The 18,563-nt window shown below is 63.0% G+C and carries 18 protein-coding genes and 1 tRNA gene; 12 read left to right on the forward strand and 7 right to left on the reverse strand.

Translation table 11 applies throughout. The annotated features are described in order from the left end of the window. The 5 genes from M2282_RS17695 to M2282_RS17715 all read left to right on the forward strand — a co-directional run bounded on the left by M2282_RS17695 (position 1) and on the right by M2282_RS17715 (position 4,480). Positions 1 to 1,050, forward strand: a complete 1,050-nt coding sequence (locus tag M2282_RS17695; protein ID WP_280810092.1) for a pentapeptide repeat-containing protein — start codon at positions 1 to 3, stop codon at positions 1,048 to 1,050. A 44-nt stretch (positions 1,051 to 1,094) separates the two neighbouring features. Continuing rightward, positions 1,095 to 1,733, forward strand: coding sequence for a DUF3540 domain-containing protein (locus M2282_RS17700; RefSeq protein ID WP_280810093.1), 639 nt, complete (start codon positions 1,095 to 1,097; stop codon positions 1,731 to 1,733). A gap of 26 nt (positions 1,734 to 1,759) precedes the next feature. Next, positions 1,760 to 2,152, forward strand: a complete 393-nt coding sequence (locus M2282_RS17705; protein ID WP_280810094.1) for a DUF4150 domain-containing protein — start codon at positions 1,760 to 1,762, stop codon at positions 2,150 to 2,152. 142 nt (positions 2,153 to 2,294) lie between these two features. Then, a complete protein-coding gene (locus M2282_RS17710) occupies positions 2,295 to 3,128 on the forward strand; it encodes a MetQ/NlpA family ABC transporter substrate-binding protein (RefSeq protein WP_280810095.1) in 834 nt (277 codons plus the stop codon). Then, positions 3,125 to 4,480 (forward strand): LLM class flavin-dependent oxidoreductase, encoded by a 1,356-nt coding sequence (locus M2282_RS17715; protein ID WP_280810096.1) that lies wholly within the window; start codon positions 3,125 to 3,127, stop codon positions 4,478 to 4,480. Before M2282_RS17710 ends, M2282_RS17715 begins: the two co-directional genes overlap by 4 nt. Positions 4,481 to 4,756: 276 nt before the next feature. Here the strand turns inward: M2282_RS17715 and M2282_RS17720 are convergent, their stop codons facing one another. Genes M2282_RS17720 through M2282_RS17735 form a run of 4 tightly spaced genes read right to left on the reverse strand, consistent with a single transcriptional unit; the run spans position 4,757 to position 7,514 of the window. Then, a complete protein-coding gene (locus tag M2282_RS17720) occupies positions 4,757 to 5,110 on the reverse strand; it encodes a hypothetical protein (protein ID WP_280810097.1) in 354 nt (117 codons plus the stop codon). A 23-nt stretch (positions 5,111 to 5,133) separates the two neighbouring features. Continuing rightward, on the reverse strand, positions 5,134 to 5,955 hold the full coding sequence (locus tag M2282_RS17725) for a MetQ/NlpA family ABC transporter substrate-binding protein (RefSeq protein WP_280810098.1): 822 nt from the start codon (positions 5,953 to 5,955) through the stop codon (positions 5,134 to 5,136). Positions 5,956 to 5,986: 31 nt separating this feature from the next. Next, positions 5,987 to 6,649 carry a methionine ABC transporter permease gene (locus M2282_RS17730; RefSeq protein WP_280810099.1) on the reverse strand — a complete coding sequence of 221 codons (663 nt, stop codon included), beginning with the start codon at positions 6,647 to 6,649 and terminating at the stop codon, positions 5,987 to 5,989. After that, positions 6,642 to 7,514, reverse strand: a complete 873-nt coding sequence (locus M2282_RS17735; RefSeq protein ID WP_280810100.1) for a methionine ABC transporter ATP-binding protein — start codon at positions 7,512 to 7,514, stop codon at positions 6,642 to 6,644. The genes M2282_RS17730 and M2282_RS17735 overlap by 8 nt, the downstream gene beginning before the upstream one ends. 234 nt (positions 7,515 to 7,748) lie before the next feature. On the opposite strand from M2282_RS17735, the gene M2282_RS17740 reads away from it, so the two are divergent. The 6 genes from M2282_RS17740 to M2282_RS17765 all read left to right on the forward strand — a co-directional run bounded on the left by M2282_RS17740 (position 7,749) and on the right by M2282_RS17765 (position 14,576). Beyond that, positions 7,749 to 8,564, forward strand: a complete 816-nt coding sequence (locus M2282_RS17740) for a MetQ/NlpA family ABC transporter substrate-binding protein (RefSeq protein ID WP_280810101.1) — start codon at positions 7,749 to 7,751, stop codon at positions 8,562 to 8,564. A 271-nt stretch (positions 8,565 to 8,835) separates the two neighbouring features. Further along, a protein-coding gene (gene prfB, locus M2282_RS17745; RefSeq protein WP_280810102.1) for a peptide chain release factor 2 occupies positions 8,836 to 9,940 on the forward strand; the annotation gives its coding sequence in 2 pieces (ribosomal slippage) (positions 8,836 to 8,916 and positions 8,918 to 9,940; 1,104 coding nt in all). A gap of 4 nt (positions 9,941 to 9,944) precedes the next feature. Beyond that, positions 9,945 to 10,631: an HAD family hydrolase gene (locus M2282_RS17750; protein ID WP_280810103.1), complete on the forward strand. Its 687-nt coding sequence runs from the start codon at positions 9,945 to 9,947 to the stop codon at positions 10,629 to 10,631. Further along, complete coding sequence (gene pepN / locus M2282_RS17755) at positions 10,618 to 13,323, forward strand: aminopeptidase N (protein ID WP_280810104.1); 2,706 nt, start codon at positions 10,618 to 10,620, stop codon at positions 13,321 to 13,323. The genes M2282_RS17750 and pepN overlap by 14 nt, the downstream gene beginning before the upstream one ends. A 132-nt stretch (positions 13,324 to 13,455) precedes the next feature. Further along, complete coding sequence (locus tag M2282_RS17760) at positions 13,456 to 14,475, forward strand: class 1 fructose-bisphosphatase (RefSeq protein ID WP_280810105.1); 1,020 nt, start codon at positions 13,456 to 13,458, stop codon at positions 14,473 to 14,475. Between the two features lie 25 nt (positions 14,476 to 14,500). After that, positions 14,501 to 14,576 (forward strand) — tRNA-Thr (locus M2282_RS17765). A gap of 317 nt (positions 14,577 to 14,893) precedes the next feature. On the opposite strand, the gene M2282_RS17770 is transcribed toward M2282_RS17765, so the two are convergent. The 3 genes from M2282_RS17770 to M2282_RS17780 all read right to left on the reverse strand — a co-directional run bounded on the left by M2282_RS17770 (position 14,894) and on the right by M2282_RS17780 (position 17,904). Next, on the reverse strand, positions 14,894 to 15,814 hold the full coding sequence (locus M2282_RS17770; RefSeq protein ID WP_280810106.1) for a Kiwa anti-phage protein KwaB-like domain-containing protein: 921 nt from the start codon (positions 15,812 to 15,814) through the stop codon (positions 14,894 to 14,896). Positions 15,815 to 15,816: 2 nt separating this feature from the next. After that, complete coding sequence (locus M2282_RS17775; RefSeq protein WP_280810107.1) at positions 15,817 to 16,404, reverse strand: hypothetical protein; 588 nt, start codon at positions 16,402 to 16,404, stop codon at positions 15,817 to 15,819. Positions 16,405 to 16,704: 300 nt separating this feature from the next. Then, a complete protein-coding gene (locus M2282_RS17780) occupies positions 16,705 to 17,904 on the reverse strand; it encodes a restriction endonuclease (protein ID WP_280810108.1) in 1,200 nt (399 codons plus the stop codon). A 244-nt stretch (positions 17,905 to 18,148) separates the two neighbouring features. On the opposite strand from M2282_RS17780, the gene M2282_RS17785 reads away from it, so the two are divergent. After that, on the forward strand, positions 18,149 to 18,562 hold the full coding sequence (locus M2282_RS17785) for a nucleotide pyrophosphohydrolase (RefSeq protein ID WP_280810109.1): 414 nt from the start codon (positions 18,149 to 18,151) through the stop codon (positions 18,560 to 18,562). The last annotated feature ends 1 nt before the right edge of the window (position 18,563 follow it).

Genomic DNA, 18,563 nt, shown 5'->3' on the forward strand with positions numbered 1-18,563 from the left:
ATGACGCGCGATGAACTCATCGACAAAGTCCGCCACGGCACCCAGGTCGGCAGCGCCGATTGCAGGGGATGGGACTTGAGCGGCCTGGACCTCTCGGGCGCGCTGATGGACGACGTCGACTTCAGCGGCGCGAACTTCGCACGCACCAACCTCGAAGGCAGCGCGCTGTCGCACTGCACGCTGTCGGGCTGCGATTTCTCGGCCGGCAACCTGAAGGAAGTGCAGTTCTTTCGCAGCCGCATGGACGCGGCCTGCTTCGATGCCGCCACGCTGGAGAACGCATCCTTCGTCGAGTGCCAGGCGCCGAACGCGAGCTTCGTGCAGACGCGGCTCGACCTGACCAAGTTCTTCCAGTGCCAGCTGACCGGGAGCCGTCTTCAATCGCAGCAGTTCGAGCGGGCAAGCTTCATGGCGTCGCAACTGGACCGGGTCGACTTCGGCGGCTCGGCGCTGGGGTACGTGACCTTCTACCAACTCGACCTGCGCACGGTGGATTTCACCGGCGCATCGGGCATCAACGCGATGTTCCTGGAGTGCGACCTGAGCGGCCAGCGCTTTGCGGGCCTGTCGCTGCGCCTGTGCCAGTTCACCGACAGCCGGCTGGACGATGCCGACTTCAGCGGTGCCACGCTCACGCAGAGCAACTTCAAGGGCGCCACGCTGAGGCGCTCGAATTTCTCGCAGGCCGATGCGGGACAGACGCTGTTTCCGGAAGCGGACCTCAGCGATGCGAACTGCAGCGGCGGGCGCTTCGACCAGTCGATCTGGGTCGAGGCGGTGCTCGAACGCGCGGACTTCTCGGGCGCCCGCTTGCCGCTCGCCGTGTTCCACCGCACGCGCTGCGGCGGCACGAATTTTCGCAACGCCGAGATGCAGGACGCCGACCTGTCCTATGCCGACCTCACCGGCGCCGACCTGAGCGGCGCGCATTTCCTGCGCACGCGCCTTCATCGCGCCCAGCAGCAAGGCGCGCGCTTCTCGAACCGCGGTGGAGTCATCGACAACGAACCCGAGCTATTCAAGGCACAGGCCTGGTCCGGCCCGCACTGAACACACCCGTTTTCCAAACGCCAACACCAAGAAGGGAATCCGCCATGAATGTCGTTCCACTGCGCCCTGCCCTTGCAGCAGCTGCCACACCGGTTCATTGCACGGGCCGGCTGACCGCCACGCTGCCCGATGCGCACTTCGACGTCGAGGGCGAAGACGGCCAGTCCTGGCGCTGCCGCCGCGCCGCCAGTTGCCTGCTGCGCCCCGAGGTGGGCGACACCGTGCTGCTCTCCGGCCCCGACCGGCACCGCGTCTACCTGATCGCCGTGCTCGAACAGGCCGATGCCACCGTGAGCCGCATCGAGACCGCGGGCGTGCTCTCGATCGAAAGCCCCGGCGACGTGCGGCTGCACAGCGGCGGCCAGCTGCAGATGAAGGCCGCGCAATGGAACCTGCAGGCGGCGACCGGCCAGTGCCGCGTCGACGACCTGCGTTTCACCGGCCAGGTGCTGGACGCCACGGTGGGCAAGCTGCGGCTGGTCGGCCGCGTCTTCGAATCGGTCGCCGACCGCATCGTGCAGATGGCACGCAACGCGCTGCGCGTGGTCGACGAGACCGAGCAGGTGCGCGTGGGCCATCTCGACTGCGAGGCCAGCGGCACCGCGCGCCTGCATGCGCGCCACACCGTCGTCACCGCGAGCGACCTCGTCAAGGTCGATGCCGCGCAGATCCACATGGGCTGAATCGAAAACGCCAAGGAGAACCCACGATGTTTGCCAACTGCCAGCTGATGGGCATGGACCTCGCCTTTCCCGACGTCTGCAAGACGCCGCCCGCCGCGATGGCGCCCATTCCGTACCCGAACATGGCGCTGGGCCCGATGTCGGTGCCCAATGCCTGGAACATCCTCTTCATGTGCATGCCCGCGCACAACATGGCGACCACCACGCCGATCACGCTGGGCGACACCGTCGGCGCCGGCGGCGGCATCGTTTCGCAGACCTTCATGAGCCAGTCGCGGCATGTGACGGGTGCGTTCACCGTGCTCATCAAGGGCACGCCGGCCACGCGCATGACCAGCCTGAGCACGCAGAACCGCAGCAACATGGTGGGCATGCGGATCGTGCCGAGCCAGTTCAAGGTGATGATTCTTTCGCCCTGATCCGGGCGCGACGCGGGCACGATCCGGGCACGTGATCCGATATCCGGCCAGCGGATATCCAAGCGCGCAAATCTTCGTTCGCGCGGCAGGCACCGCAGCCTAGAGTGCCCAACTCCTTTCGCCGTCCTCCGGAGTTGCCGTCATGCCTTCCCTTTCGCGCGCGCCCTCGTGGCTGCGCCGCTCTGCCCCCGTGTTCGGCGGCCTTGCCCTCAGCCTGCTTCTTCACGTTTCGGCCCACGCCGACGACCTGCGCGTCGGCTTCATGCCCGGCCCCTACCGCGACGCCTTCACCAACGGCATCGAGCCCCAGCTGAAGAAACTGGGCTACACCGTCAAGTACGTCGAATTCAGCCAGGGCGTTCAGCCCAACGACGCGGTGGAGCGCGGGCAGATCGACGCCAACATCTTCCAGCACACGCTGTACCTCAACGCCACCAACAAGCAGCAGGGCTTCGACTTGGTGCCCGTGGTGCATGTGCCGACGCCGCCGATGGGCCTCTATTCGCAGCGGCACAAGTCGCTGGCCGCGGTGCCCGACGGCGCCACCGTCACGCTGCCCTCCGATCCGGTGAATGCGGCGCGCGCGCTCAACATCCTCGCGGCCATTGGGTGGGTGACGTTGAAGCCGGGCGTGAGCCCGCTGAGCGTGTCGGAACGCGACATCGTGGGCAACCCCAAGCGCCTGAAGATCGTCCCGCTCGAATCCGCACAGGCCCCGCGCTCGCTGGCCGATGCCGACCTCGCGGCCGTGCAGGGCAACTTCGCCGTCGCCTCTGGCCTGAAGCTCACCGAGGCGCTGAAGCTCGAAGACATGACGCTGCCCTACGTAAACGTGGTGGCCGTCAAGCGCAGCAACGAGAACGCGAAGTTCGCCAAGGACATCGTGGCCGCCTACCAGTCGCCCGAGTTCCAGAAGTTCTTCAAGGCCAACCCCGTGTGGGCGGGCTATCGGCTGCCGGACTACTTCAGCCAATGAGCGACAGCAACAAGGGCGCACCGCGCAGGCAACTGCACCTCAACGTCAACATCCTGCATTCGGGCTTCGTGCCTTCGGCCTGGCGCCTGCCGGAGAGCGATCCGTGGGCGTTCGCCGACATCCAGCACTACATCCGCACCGCGCAGATCGCTGAAGCGGCCAAGCTCGATGCGATCTTCCTCGCGGACAACGCGGCCATCGTGGACCAGATCCACTTTCGCCCGATCACCGCGCTGGAGCCGACGATCTTGCTGGCCTGCGTGGCCGCGGCGACGACGCACATCGGCCTGATCGCGACCGCCTCCACCAGCTACAACGAGCCCTACAACATCGCGCGCCGCTTCTCGACGCTCGACCACGTGAGCAACGGCCGCGCGGGCTGGAACATGGTGACCACGGCCGACCTGCCCTCGGCCCGCAACTTCGGCCTGGACACCACACCCGACCACACGAAGCGCTACGCCCGCGCCTCGGAGTTCGCCGACATCGTGAAGGCGCTGTGGGACAGCTGGGAAGACGATGCCTTCGTCGGCGACAAGGCCACCGGCAGCTTCATCGACCCGGCCAAGGTGCATGCGATTGCGCACCGCGGCGAGCACTTCGCGGTGCAGGGTCCGCTCAATCTTCCGCGTGCGCCGCAGGGCCATCCGGTGCTGGTGCAGGCCGGTGCTTCGGCCGATGGGCGCGAGCTCGCGTCACGCCATGCGGAAGCAGTGTTCTCGGCCTCGCAGTCGTTCGACGAATCGCTGGCCTACGCACGCGCCCTGAAGACCCGCGCCGCAGAACTGGGCCGCGGCCCGGACGCGGTGAAGGTGCTCGCCGGCCTCACCACCATCGTCGGCGGCACAGAAGCGGAAGCCCGCCGTCGTCGCGATGAACTGGTCGACCTGATCCCGTGGGACTACAGCCTCACGCGCCTGGCCGGCACGCTGGGCATCGCGCCCGACCGCCTGAAGCTGGACGAGCGCCTGCCCGACAACCTGCCGCTCCCCGGCAATGGCAACGGCAACCACACCTTCTTCAACGCGGTGGTCGCGGCCGGCCGCACGCACGGCTACACGGTGCGCCAGTTGATCCGCGAACTCGCGGGCGGCGGCGGGCATCGCGTGATCGTGGGCACGCCGGAGCAGATCGCCGACGACATCGAGCACTGGTTCAAGGGCGGCGCGGCGGACGGGTTCAACCTGATGCCGGATGCGCTGCCGCATGGGCTGCAGGACTTTGTCGATGGCGTGGTGCCGATCCTGCAGAAGCGCGGGCTCTTTCGCACGGAGTACGAGGGGCGGACGTTGCGCGATCACCTCGGGCTGGCGCGGCCCGGCGGGCGGATGGCGGAGCGGCTGGTGGCTTGAGCGTTGCTGTTCAGGGCGCGATCGCGCCGACGGGGTACCTTGCTCCGCGAATGTCCCCCGCCTTCGGCTCCTCCTTGATTTCGCTGCGCAAGGCACCCCATCGGCGCGCTCGTTTTCAGAGCAGTCGTTGATCAGCCGTGCACCGGCAGCGCGTCCAGGTGCACAGGGCATCGGGTGCTCCCCGCAGCGAAATCAAGGGGGAGGCCGAAGGCCGGAGGACATTCGCGGAGGGGAGTACCCGGTGGCCTGTGCACACGCCACAAACCCGAACCCCCTTCACTCCTCGTCGGCGTCGTTCCCCGTCAGGGAGAGCACTTCTTCAACAAAGGCCTCGAACAGCGGCAACGCAGCAGGCAGCCCATCGAAAGACTCCGCCTCGCCCGCATCGAAGAAATGCGGCTTGCCAGAGGGAATGGAGACCCACTCTCCCCCCTCGAACAACAACCCCAGGTAGCCCTCGGCAGTAGGCAGATAGAACAGCCCCGCCCCATCGAGCGCGAGCTGCCCCTTCTTCGCCTTGCCTCGCCCCCAACTCACGCCCTGCCCGGCCAGATGCTCGGTGATCCAGCCGTCGCACACATGCGTGTCGCGCCAGCTTCCTTGGGCATCGAATACGGCGAGCACGGGCATGGGGTGTCCTTCGTGGAAGTTGGTTACTGCAGGAAGCTGGGCCTGGCGTAGCCCTGGAACTTGGTGTCGACCACCGTCTTGAATTCCTTCGAATGGTAGGCCTCGACGATGTCTTTGGCCCAGGCCGAGTTCTTGTCGGCGCTCTTCACGGCCACCACATTGAGGTAGTAGTCGGGCGTCTTCTCCAGAACCACCGCCTCGGTGAGCTTCAGGCCCGAGGAGATCGCGAAGTTGCCGTTGACGATGGCGTACTCGGTGTCGCCCAGCGAACGCGGCAGTTGCGCGGCTTCGAGCGGAATGAACTTGAGCTTCTTCGGGTTCTCGGCCACGTCCTTTTCAGACGCGCGGATCGGGTCCACGCCGGCCTTGATGGTGATGAGCTTGTTTTGCTCCAGCAGCACCAGAGCGCGCGCCAGGTTGCTCGGGTCGTTCGGGAGCGTCACGCGGTCGCCCTCTTTCACGTCGGCGAGCGTCTTGCGCTTGGTCGAGTAGATGCCCAGCGGGGCGATCGGGCCCTGCACCAGTTCGGCGAGGTCCAGCTTCTGGTCGGCCGAGAACTTCTTCAAGTAGACCTGATGCTGGAAGAAATTGGCGTCGAGCGAGCCCTGGGCCAGCGCGAGGTTGGGCTGCACGTAGTCGTTGAACTCGACCAGCTTCACCTTGTAGCCCTTCTTCTCGAGGATGGGCACGATGCCGAACTTCAGCTGGTCGTAGTTGGAGCCGGCGGTGCCGCCGATCACGAGGTTCTTCTTGGCGTCTTGCGCCTGCGCGAGCGAGAGGCCGCCGAACGACAGCGCGACGAGGGAAATGGCGAGGACGGAGCGGCGCAGCAATGCGGTTTTCATGGAATGAGCAAAGAGAAGGAAAAGGAAAAAATCAACGCTTGTCCAGCCTGCGCGCCGTGGTGTTCCCCACGAACTGCAGGATCTGTACCAGCACCACCAGCAGCGCCACAGTGAGCACCATCACGTCGGTCTGGAAGCGGTAGTAGCCGTAGCGGATCGCCAGGTCGCCGATGCCGCCGCCGCCCACCACGCCGGCCACCGCCGAGTAGGAGAGAAAGCTCACGGCCAGCACCGTCAGCGCCAGCACCAGGCCCGAACGGGCCTCGACCAGCAGCACGCGGCCGACGATCTGCAGCTCCGAGGCGCCCATGGCATGCGCCGCCTCGATCACGCCGCGCGGCACTTCGCGCAGGCACTGGTCGACCAGGCGCGCCAGATACGGAATGGCCGCGAACGACAGCGGCACCGCGGCCGCCAGCGGCCCGATGGAGGTGCCCGCGATCACCCGCGTGAACGGCACCAACGCCACCAGCAGGATGATGAAAGGGAAGGAACGGACCGTGTTCACGATCCAGTTGAGGATGAGGAACGCCGGCTTGTTCTCCAGCGACTGCCCCGGCCCCAGCAGGAACAGCAGGATGCCCAGCGGCCCGCCGATGAGCACCGCGGCCGAGAGGCCGATGGCCAGCATCATGAAAGTCTGGCCCGTGGCGACCCACAGCTCGGGGAGGATGGGAGCGATGCTCTCAAACATAGGCCACCTCCTGCGCATTGCGTGCGGCAGATGCGGCACGCGGCTCGACCGGCAGACGCGCCTCGCGCTCGCGGCGGCGCACCAGCTCGTCGATCTCGCGGCCCAGCGCGGTCTTGCGCTCTTCGCTCGGCGCATCGACGGCGAACTGCTCGACCAGCCGGCCCTTCTCGAGGATGGCCACGTTGCGGCACAGCACCTCGACCACCGACAGCTCGTGCGTGACGATCACGATGGTCACGCCGATCTTCTGGTTGATGTCGCGCAGCGTCTCGAGCAGCGCGCGGGTGGTTTCGGTGTCCAGCGCCGAGGTGGGCTCGTCGCACAGCAGCACCTGCGGGCGCGGTGCCAGCGCGCGGGCGATGGCCACGCGCTGCTTCTGGCCGCCGGAGAGCTGGGCCGGGTAGGTGTCGATCTTTTCGGCGAGGCCCACGAGGTCGAGGCATTCGCGCACCCGGGTGTTGATCTCGGCCTTGGAATGGCGGCCGTGGATCTTCAGCGGGAAGGCCACGTTGTCGAACACCGTGGCGTTCTGCAGCAGGTTGAACTGCTGGAAGATCATGCCGATGTTCTGGCGCGTGTCGCGCAACTCGCGGCGCGAGAGCGTGGTGAGGTCGCGCCCACCGACGAGCACACGGCCCGCATCGGGCCGCTCCAGCAGGTTGATGAGGCGCAGCAGCGTCGACTTGCCGGCGCCGCTCTTGCCGATCAGGCCGAACACGTCGCCCTGGTGGATGTCGAGCGAGAGCGACTGCACGGCGTCGAACACCTCGCCGCTGGGCAAGGCGAAAGATTTCTGCACCGATTGAAGACGGATGACCGGCTGCGCCGCGTCGCCGCGGGCCGTATCAGGCGAATGGTTGGTCATGGAGAGGAGGCACGGCCCACGTGAAAGCGGGTCGCGGAGTTCGCAAAAAGGTGCCGAGTATGAAAACAAAGGCGCCAAAAGGGAACGAACAAATCCTCGCTTGCTTATGCATGAAAACGCATAAGCATTTCAAAGTGCGTGCCGCAAGCGCCATAACGATATGCGGATTGGTTCGTTCCCAAATCGGTGCGGCAGTGCCACATTCGCGCCTTCATTTTGATTTCGCGCAACAACATGCACAGCACTCTCCGCCGCCGCACCCTCGCCCTTGCCGCACTGGCCACCGCCCTCTTCGCCGGCAGCACCGCCTTCGCGCAGGACAACAAGAACACGCTCAAGGTCGGCGTCTCCGTCGGCAACGGCGAGCAGATCTTCGAGGTGGTGAAAAAAGTCGCCGCCAAGGACGGCCTGAACATCCAGGTGGTGGTTTTCAACGACTACCAGCTGCCCAACGCGGCGTTGGCCTCGGGCGACCTGGATGCCAACGCGTTCCAGCACCAGCCATTCCTGGACAACCAGAACAAGGCGCGCGGCTTCGACATCGTGCCCGTGGGCCTGACCATCACCGCGCCGCTGGGCTTCTACTCGCGCAAGATCAAGTCCATCGACCAGCTGCCCGATGGCGCCTCGGTCGGGATTCAGAACGACCCGTCGAACGGCAACCGCGCCCTGCTGCTGTTGCAGCAGGCCGGCCTCATCACGCTCAAGCCCGAGGCGGTGAAGAACAACAACGCCACCCCGCTGGACGTGGTGACCAACCCCAAGAAGCTCAAGCTGATTGCGCTCGACGCGGCCCAACTGCCGCGCTCGCTGGACGACCTGACCATCGCCTCCATCAACAACGACTACGCCGAGAAGGCCGGCCTGTCGCTCAACAAGGACGCCGTGATCAAGGAAGCACCGAAGAGCCCGTACGCCAACCTGATCGCCGTGCGCCGTGCCGACAAGGACAAGCCCTGGGCCAAGCGCCTGGTGGCGGCTTACCAGTCGCCGGAGGTGAAGAGCTTCATCGAGACGCAGTTCAAGGGGTCGCTGGTTCCCGCGTTCTGACCTGAGCAGATTCCCCCCTTGCCCTCTGCGTGCGCGCGACGCGCCCAGGGGGCTTTTTCTTTGTGTTGCTCCCTCCCCTTCCGGGGGAGGGTGGGGGTGGGGGCTCGCGGCCTTTGCACTCGCACCGCTTTTTCGAGCGCCGCCGTGCCCCCATCCCAGCCTTCCCCCGGAAGGGGAAGGAGCAATACAGGGGCTCTGCAGGGCGGGTTTCCCGAGCATGAGAAAATGCCCGGTTCCCCCGAACACCAACCTCACACAGTCAGGACACCCCATGGACGCAGAACAGATCAACCAAATCGGCGCAATGCTCGCGGACCTGAGCGTTCGCACGGTCGATTTACGGAGGTATCTTTGACTACGATGCCAAAGCTGAACGACTGAGGACGGTCAACGCATCGCTCGAAGACCCGAACGTCTGGAACGACCCCAAGAAGGCCCAGGAACTGGGCCGGGAAAAGAAGTCGCTCGACGACGTGGTCGTCACGCTCGACAAGCTCACCAATGGCCTTTCGGACAACTCCGAGCTCTTCGAGATGTCGAAGGAAGAAGGCGACATGGACGGCTTGCAGTCCATCTCCGATGACGCCACCGCGCTCGAAGCCGACATCAAGCAGCTCGAATTCCGCCGGATGTTCAACAACCCGGCCGACCCGCTCAACGCCTTTGTCGACATCCAGGCCGGCGCCGGCGGCACCGAGGCTTGCGACTGGGCCAGCATGCTGCTGCGCCAGTACCTGAAGTACGCCGAGCGCAAGGGCTTCAAGACGCAGATCGAAGACGAAACGCCTGGCGACACCGCCGGCATCAAGGGCGCGACCATCAAGGTGGAAGGCGACTACGCCTTCGGCCTCTTGCGCACCGAGACCGGCGTGCACCGCCTGGTGCGCAAGTCCCCGTTCGATTCCTCGGGCGGCCGCCACACCAGCTTTGCCAGCATCTTCGTGTACCCGGAAATCGACGATTCGATCGAGATCGACATCAACCCTTCCGACGTGCGCACCGACACCTTCCGTGCCAGCGGCGCGGGCGGCCAGCACATCAACAAGACCGACTCGGCCGTGCGCCTGACGCACATTCCGACCGGCATCGTCGTGCAATGCCAAGACGGCCGAAGCCAGCACAGCAACCGCGACGTGGCGTGGAAACGCCTGCGCTCGCGGCTGTACGACTTCGAGATGCGCAAGCGCCAGGAAGAGCAGCAGAAGCTGGAAGACAGCAAGACCGACGTGGGCTGGGGCCACCAGATCCGCAGCTACGTGCTGGACAACAGCCGCATCAAGGACCTGCGCACCAACGTCGAAGTCTCGGCCACGCAGAAGGTGCTCGACGGCGACCTCGATGTGTTCATCGAAGCCTCACTGAAGCAAGGCGTCTGATCCCATGAGCCTGATGCACGGGAAGGTCGAAGCCTTCATCTTCGACATGGACGGCACCATGATCGACTCCATGCCCTGGCATGCGCGCTCGTGGGTGGAATTCGTGGCGCGCCACGGCCTGAAGCTCGATGTGAGCGACATCCTCGCGCGCACAACGGGCCGCACCGGCGTCGAATGCATGCACGAGCTGTTCGACCGCAAGCTCTCCGACGACGAAGCCCAGGCGATGGTGCACGAGAAGGAAGAGATCTACCGCGCCATGTTCAGCGACAACTTCACCGAGGTCGCGGGCTTCACCGCCTTCGCCAAGGCCGCCGTTGCGCGCGGCCTCAAGGTGGCGGTGGGCACGGCGGGCGACAGGCACAACATCGAGTTCGCGATGTCGCGCCTGAAGATGGACCCGCTGCCACTGGCCATCGTCGGCGGCGACGAAGGCTTCTCGGGCAAGCCCACGCCCGCGATCTTTCTCGAAGCCGCGCGCCGCATCGGCGTGGCGCCCGAGCGCTGCATCGTTTTTGAAGACGCGCCCTTCGGCATCGAGGCCGCCCGCCGCGGCGGCATGCGTGCCGTGGCCGTGTGCAGCACCCATACCGCCGCCGAGTTGGCCGGCCCCCATGTCATTGCCGCGGTTCGTGACTACAACGAACTCGCCCATTCGAATTTTCTGGAGACCCTCGATGATGTTGCGTGACGGCCAAGGCCAACCGATTGCCATTCGACGCGAAGACTATGCCGCTCCGGGCTACTGGATCGATACCGTCGACCTGACCTTCGACCTGGACCCCGCCAAGACCCGCGTGCTCAACCGCATGCGCCTTCGCCGCAACCCCGATGCGCCCATCCAGCCGCTGCGGCTCGATGGCGACGAGCTCAACCTCGCGCGCGTGCTGGTCAACGGCCAGGGCGCCTCGTTCCGCATGGAAGGCGACCAGCTCGTCATCGACGGCCTGCCCTACGCGGAAGAAGGCGCCTTCGAGCTCGAGATCTTCACCACCTGCTGCCCCATCAAGAACACCAAGCTGATGGGCCTGTTCGTGAGCGAAGACACGTTCTTTACGCAGTGCGAGGCCGAGGGCTTCCGCCGCATCACCTACTTCCTCGACCGCCCCGACGTGATGTCGACCTACACCGTGACGCTGCGCGCCGCCAAGGCCGCGTACCCGGTGCTGCTGTCGAACGGCAACCTCGTCGAGCAGGGCGAGCTGCCCGAGGGCCGCCACTTCGCGAAATGGGTCGACCCGTTCCGCAAGCCCAGCTATCTGTTCGCCCTGGTGGCAGGCAAGCTGGTGGCGCGCGAGCAGCGCATCAAGGCGCGCAACGGCAAGGAACACTTGCTGCAGGTGTACGTACGCGCCGGCGACCTCGACAAGACCGAGCACGCGATGAATTCGCTCATCAACTCCGTGCTGTGGGACGAAACCCGCTTCGGCCTGCCGCTGGACCTGGACCGCTTCATGATCGTTGCCACCAGCGACTTCAACATGGGCGCGATGGAGAACAAGGGCCTGAACATCTTCAACACGAAGTACGTTCTGGCCAACCAGGCCACCGCCACCGACGCCGACTACAGCAACATCGAAAGCGTGGTCGGCCACGAGTACTTCCACAACTGGAGCGGCGATCGCGTGACCTGCCGCGACTGGTTCCAGCTTTCGCTGAAGGAAGGCCTCACCGTCTTCCGCGACCAGGAGTTCAGCCAGGACCTGTGCGCCGACGCCTCGGCCCGCGCCGTCAAGCGCATCGAAGACGTGCGCGTGCTGCGCACCGCCCAGTTCCCCGAAGACGCCGGCCCCATGGCCCACCCGGTGCGGCCCGACAGCTACATCGAGATCAGCAACTTCTACACCGTCACCATCTATGAAAAGGGTGCCGAGGTCGTTCGCATGATGCAGACGCTGGTCGGCCGCAAGGGCTTCGAGGCGGGTATCACGCTCTACTTCGAACGCCACGACGGCCAGGCCGTGACCTGCGACGACTTCGCGCAGGCCATTGCCGATGCCAACCCCGATTCGGAACTCGCACGCCTCCTGCCCCAGTTCAAGCGCTGGTACAGCCAGGCCGGCACGCCCCGCCTTGCAGCGCACGGCGTGTACGACGCGCAGAACCGCAGCTACACGCTGAGCGTGGTGCAAAGCTGCCCGCCCACGCCGGGCCAGCCGACGAAGGAACCCTTCGTCATTCCGCTGAACATCGGCCTGCTCGATGCCAACGGGCGCGAGCTGCCCATTCAGCTCGAAGGCGAAGCTGACGTCACGCGCGGTACCCGCACCGTGGTGCTCTCGCGCGCCGGCGAGCAGCTCACCTTCGTGGGCCTCGATGCCGAGCCCGTGCCGTCGATCCTGCGTGGCTTCAGCGCGCCGGTGATCCTCGACTTCGAGTACACCGACGCCCAGCTGCTCACCCTGCTGGCCAACGACCCCGACCCGTTCAACCGCTGGGAAGCCGGCCAGCGCCTGGGCTTGCGCGCCGCGCTGCACGGCATTGCGGCGCTGGCGACCGACACCACCCCGGTGTTGAACGACGCCTACATCGACGCCATGCGCAGCGTGCTGCGCAACCCGCAACTGGACGCCGCCTTCAAGGAACTGGTGCTCACGCTGCCGTCGGAAACCTACATTGCCGAGCAGCTGGCCGTGGTCGACCCGCAGCGGGTGCACATCGTGCGCGAAGCCATGCGCGCCCAACTCGCCACCGCCCTCTTTGCCGACTGGGAACAGGTGTACGAAGAGAACCACGACACCGGCGCCTACACGCCCGATCCGACGTCCTCGGGCCGCCGCGCGCTGGCCGGCATGGCACTCAACTTCCTGTGCCTGGCGGCGCGCGCATCTGGCGACGCCGTGTGGCCCGGCAAGACGCTGCAGCGCTTCAAGGACGCGGGCAACATGACTGATCGCTTCAACGCGCTCAACGCGCTCGTGTCATCGGGCCACACGCTCGCGGCGCAGGCGCTGGCGCGGTTCCACGCCATCTTCAAGGACGAGGCGCTGGTCATCGACAAGTGGTTCTCGCTGCAGGCCGGCGCCCCCGACCGCGGCGGCGACATCCTGCCGCTGGTCAAGCAGCTGATGAAGCACCCGGACTTCTCGCTCAAGAACCCGAACCGTGCACGCAGCGTGATCTTCAGTTATTGCAGCGCGAACCCCGGCGCCTTCCACCGCCCCGACGCGGCCGGCTATGTGTTCTGGAGCGACCGCGTGATCGAGCTCGACGCCATCAACCCCCAGGTGGCCGCACGCTTGGCGCGCTCGCTCGACCGCTGGAGCAAGCTGGCCGAGCCCTACCGCAGCGCCGCGCGCGAAGCCATCGCCCGCGTGGCCGCCCGGCCCGACCTGAGCAAGGACACCCACGAAGTCGTTACCCGCGCGCTCGCCGGAAATTAGGCTCACCCCCAGGCTTCGCGCACTTCGTGTCGCTTCGCCGACCCCCTCACCGGGGGCAACACCAGCGGCCCGGCAAAGCCGGTTCCGCGGTGTTCCGCGAACAGACCCACCCATTTGCATAGGACAGATCCCATGGCTCAACAACAGCAAAAGATTTCCCTCACCCGCTACCTCGTCGAAAAGCAACGCGCCGACGGCCTCATTCCCGGCCAGCTGCGCCTGCTGCTCGAAGTGGTGGCCCGCGCGTGCAAGAGCATCAGCCAGGCCGTCAACAAGGGCGCGCTGGGCGGTGTGCTCGGCACCGCCGAGAGCGAGAACGTGCAGGGCGAGATCCAGAAGAAGCTGGACATCATCGCCAACGAAGTGCTCATCGAGGCCAACGAATGGGGCGGCCATCTCGCGGCCATGGCCAGCGAGGAAATGGACAGCATCTACGTGGTGCCCAACCGCTACCCGCAGGGCGAATACCTGCTGATGTTCGACCCGCTCGACGGCAGCAGCAACATCGACGTGAACGTGAGCATTGGCACCATCTTCAGCGTGCTGAAGAAGCCCGACGAACACCCCGGCGTGCAGGAGTCCGACTTTCTGCAGCCCGGCACCCAGCAGGTGGCCGCCGGCTATTGCATCTACGGCCCGCAGACCACGCTGGTGCTCACCGTGGGCAACGGCGTGGACATGTTCACGCTCGACCGCGAGCAAGGCAGCTTCGTGCTGACGCAGCAAGACATCCAGATTCCGGCGGACACGAAGGAATTTGCGATCAACATGAGCAACCAGCGCCATTGGGACGAGCCCATGAAGCGCTACATCGACGAGTGCCTGGCCGGCAAGGACGGCCCGCGCGGCAAGGACTTCAACATGCGCTGGATTGCCAGCATGGTGGCCGACGTGCACCGCATCCTGATGCGCGGCGGCGTGTTCATGTACCCGTGGGACAAGCGCGAGCCCGAGAAGGCCGGCAAGCTGCGGCTGATGTACGAGGCCAACCCGATGAGCTGGCTGGTCGAGCAGGCCGGCGGCGCGGCCACCAACGGCAAGCAGCGCATCCTGGACCTGAAGCCCACCAAGCTGCACGAGCGGGTGAGCGTGATGTTGGGTTCGCGTAACGAAGTTGAGCGTTTGACCCAGTACCACGCCGAAAAGGGCTGATGGAGTGGCTATAATCTGAGGCTTCGCCGGTGTAGCTCAGTCGGTAGAGCAGCTCATTCGTAATGAGAAGGTCGGGTGTTCGATTCATCTCTCCGGCACCAAAAAAAGTAAAAGCCCGCTATCGCAAGGTAGCGGGCTTTTGCGTTTGGATTCGCTACTGATTCGCATCGCGCTGCGATGGCTTCTGCGACACGTTCAAAAAATAATCCTGGATCGACGCGCTTCGCCATGCAAGCCTTGGAAATTGGTGGTTTGGCTGCGCCGAGCCCCTAGCTATGAGCAACGCCCCAACGCCCGACATCCCGTGTCATAGGGCCGCACACCCAAGGGTCGCTCCGCTTCTCAGCGCCCTCTGCTGCAGAACCAATGCCTCTGCGTTTTGAGCCTGATGCTCTAGCGAGCACACCAAATTTTGAGATTAGGCGACCTGCGCCGCGGAAGGTACGTCAAACGTGCCGAGAGATAGCTCTGAATACAGTCGATGATTGAGGAGCACTTGCATGATCGTTTTCAAACTTGCGTCATTCGCGATGATTCGACCCTGCGGATCAAATTCAATGCCCCAGTTTTTTTGCGCATTCACGACGCGAAGGCGATTCATATATGCCGCATCCGCGTAATGCCCTCTTTGCTCAATGACGGCCATACGTCGTAAATGCATGGCATTTGTTCCAACATGCACCACAAGAGGCGCCACATCAACAAACAAACTCGAAAACTGGACATTCTGCTGCAAGGCACTAAATGAATTCTGATATGTGAGTTTGAAGCTCAACAACGATTCGAAAGCGCCTTTGTTTGCAATCAATACGCCGCCACCGCCAACAAAGAAATCAAAATTCTTAGCTATTGTAAGAGCTCGATCATCTACTAAGTCAAGCTGATTTGCCCCCGTCACAACCACATTAAAAAAACTCTTTGCCTTTGATGCCTTCCACGCATCTGAGACTTTTTTTACGCAATAGATAACTTGGCCGTCGGCTCGCAACCGTACAAGATATCCAATGCTATTGTCAATCTGACGAATATTTTTAATGAGATCTTCTTCGGGCGGCAAATCCACCAAAGCTTGAAGATCGGAAAAAACTGTCTCATCCTCTTGAAGATGGAGGCAACTCACCTCGTTAACTTGCGCCAACAACTCGTACTCCTCGACCTCTTCCAATCTCGCCACTGAAGAGCTCACTATCTGTCTGAGTTGCGCCGTAAGCCCTGGTGTGGTGTTCACTGCGCGCGCACTGAAGCCGCCAACAGTTCTGCGCTTAAAAACCCAAAGGGATAGCGCGGCTTGAGCTACCGGAAAATTTTGGAATAAGGCAAGAGTATTTTCTTTTGACATTTTTATTTTGGCTTGGAAAGAACATAAATTCCTTGGATAAAACAGGAACTGAGTCGCTGTTTCGGATGAACAGGCTGTCTCGACAAAGCGCGTAATTGGCGCTTATTACCTTCAATGTCCGCCCGTATCTCATAAAGCTGCCAGCCTGCCACAAGCAAAAGGGGATTCATTAAAATTTGCCCTGATCGATAGCTGATCAAAAACATCCAGGCCAAAAACAAAATGAATCCCAATGTTTTTCCTGTGCTGCCTAGATCCAATCCCATAAAAGACACCACATAGGGAAATACGTAATTAATCAGGTCATTTGGAATCGTCTTGCTTTCCTCAATTTCCATCTCATGCTGCCCTCCAAAATAACGGAGTGCATATAAAAAGAAGATAAGGCTGAGTGCTGAAACCCCGAGAAGGGTCCAAGCAATTCCGGGATTCTCAAGTGATGGCAGCGAGCATTTGCTCCAAAATACTATTGAGCTGCACAATGGCTGAGCCCAAGAAGTAGCCTTTACATCTTGAACCGCCAGTATTAGCGACAAGGGGAAATATGATCCCAAGAAAAGAAAAATAGCGGCGGCGAAGTTTATTTGCATATTGCCTCACCAAGGAGGGTCTGAGGCATTAACACAGTAACCCCATATGGGGTCCTGCGATAGAGTGAAAGCTCTCTTGAGATCGTCAGAATCGGCAGAGCGACGTGCTATTCAAATCAAGTATTGCATTTGCTTTGCAGGCACGCCCTTCGCGCTGGAACTCGTCGCAGGCCTCAACGAACCGCAGTTGATGACCATCGCGAAAAGTTCGTCGGAGGCCGTTACTCGCGCTCTCTGATGCAGCTCGCTTCGATTGGCGGAGATGCTTTAGCTCCGTCTTTTGTAGGAGTTGGATGGCTATCAAGCAGGCCAATCACAGAGCAGTTCTCCAACTCGTTCAACAGATCCATAACCCGCTTGAATCAAGATTTCAGTGATGTCTCGTCCGCTTATGAGAACGATGGGATGTCGGTCATCCCGCACCTCTGTATAGGCCTGCCGTGCGATCACAGACGTAGTGACCAATACGCCGAACTGACGATGCCGAATGCGCGAAATCAATCGCGCCACCTCACGTACGCCCACCGTGTTTGCCGACGCATCCCCAGAGCTAGGCCGATAGCACTTGGCCTCCAAGGCGAACTCCGCATACACGGGGTCAGCGCTCAGGCCTAACAAGTACCTCCCGATGGCATCTCGTCCGCCATCGACGCTGCCTCTGGTGATCTCGTCGATGATCACGCGCCGATCAGTCAGCTGATAAATCCGTGCCGCGAAAGACTCGAATGCAAGAGGTGAGTCTTTGAAGTGAGCCCAGACGCGCTCCAAGATTGCGGCTTTGAGCGGTGTATCTGGCGTCTGCTCGCTCTCCGTTCGGATCACTTTCGTGGGCTCGGAGGTCAACGGGTTGTACGCGCCTGATTCAATCCAGGAGCGCCACGTACTCGGCGCGGTCGCCAACGCGACATCCTGCGAGGCAAGACTGTCGATCCACGCGCGCGGAATGGTGGCGGCGTTGAGCACGGTAAAGACCGAGCGGTAGTTCTGGAACCGTTCGCCCGAAGTCGTCTTCCACACGGCAACCAAGTCCTCAGTCATGGGGAGGCCGGGAAAACCTGGCACTGCCAGTCCCTTGAACTGGACAGACCTGTTGCTCTTCGCTGTGGGGCACTTAGCGAAGACGAAGAACGGCGGGACTTGCGATCTCTTCGCCGCATCCCCATGCGCGTTCTCGAAGACCGCTTTCAAGATGAGATTGCCGCGACGCGTCGTGTCATGAAGGTCGTGGCCCGGCGTCCGGTTGTCACCGTAATACACGAACTGACCTGTGTTCAAGTCCAGGCGGTCCGGCCAGCCCCCTTCTTCGCCGCTCGAGTAGAGAACGACGAACTTCTTCTTTGCACCCGCACCAGATGCGCGAAAGCCGCCTTGGTTGCCCGCGCCCGGCAACAGCCTAGCGATGGGGTCACTGCCTGTGTTGCGAGCGCTACCGCCTTCATAGATCGCATCCACCACGAGGTCGGCAGTTGGTAGGTCCTCGAAGCTGAATATGCGGGTCATGGTCAAGGCGGAGGTCAAAACGGCTGCCGTAGCAGGTTCGGCAAGCCTTATCAGGACCATTGCTCGCGATATGCCTGCTGGCATTGGATTTAACAATCTTGACCGATTTCGGGCCACGATCCATTTTTTCTCAGAGGGGAGACTGCTGATTGCGCTTTGGCGCTAGATACACTTGTTTCATGAAATCCAGTCTGAACCTTCGCTCTCTGCACCGCGCAGGCTTGGGAAAACCGGGGGCGCCCACGTGACCGAGAAACAGGATTCAGGGCAAGGCGCCTCACTCGTAGACGTCACTCGACTCGCCGCGAAGCTCGATCAATTCGCCACCGAGCGCGACTGGGCGCAGTTCCACTCACCCAAGAATTTGGTGATGGCCTTGACCGGCGAAGTCGGCGAACTGAACGAGATCTTTCAATGGATGTCCGAGGCCGCTTCCAAGGAGGTGGGCCGAGACGCTCAAACCGCAAAGGCCGTGCAAGACGAGCTTGCGGATGTTCTGCTCTACCTCGTGCGCCTCTCCTCGGTCTTGGGCGTAGACCTCGATGCCGCGGTCCAGCAGAAGCTGAAGGACAACGCCATGCGCTACCCCGCAGACAAGGTCCGGGGCAGCAGCAAGAAGCACAGCCAGCCTGCAGTTGGCGAATCTGAGAAGGACTGAC

The sequence above is a fragment of the Variovorax boronicumulans genome (assembly GCF_029892485.1).
Taxonomy (GTDB): Bacteria; Pseudomonadota; Gammaproteobacteria; order Burkholderiales; family Burkholderiaceae_C; genus Variovorax; species Variovorax boronicumulans_B.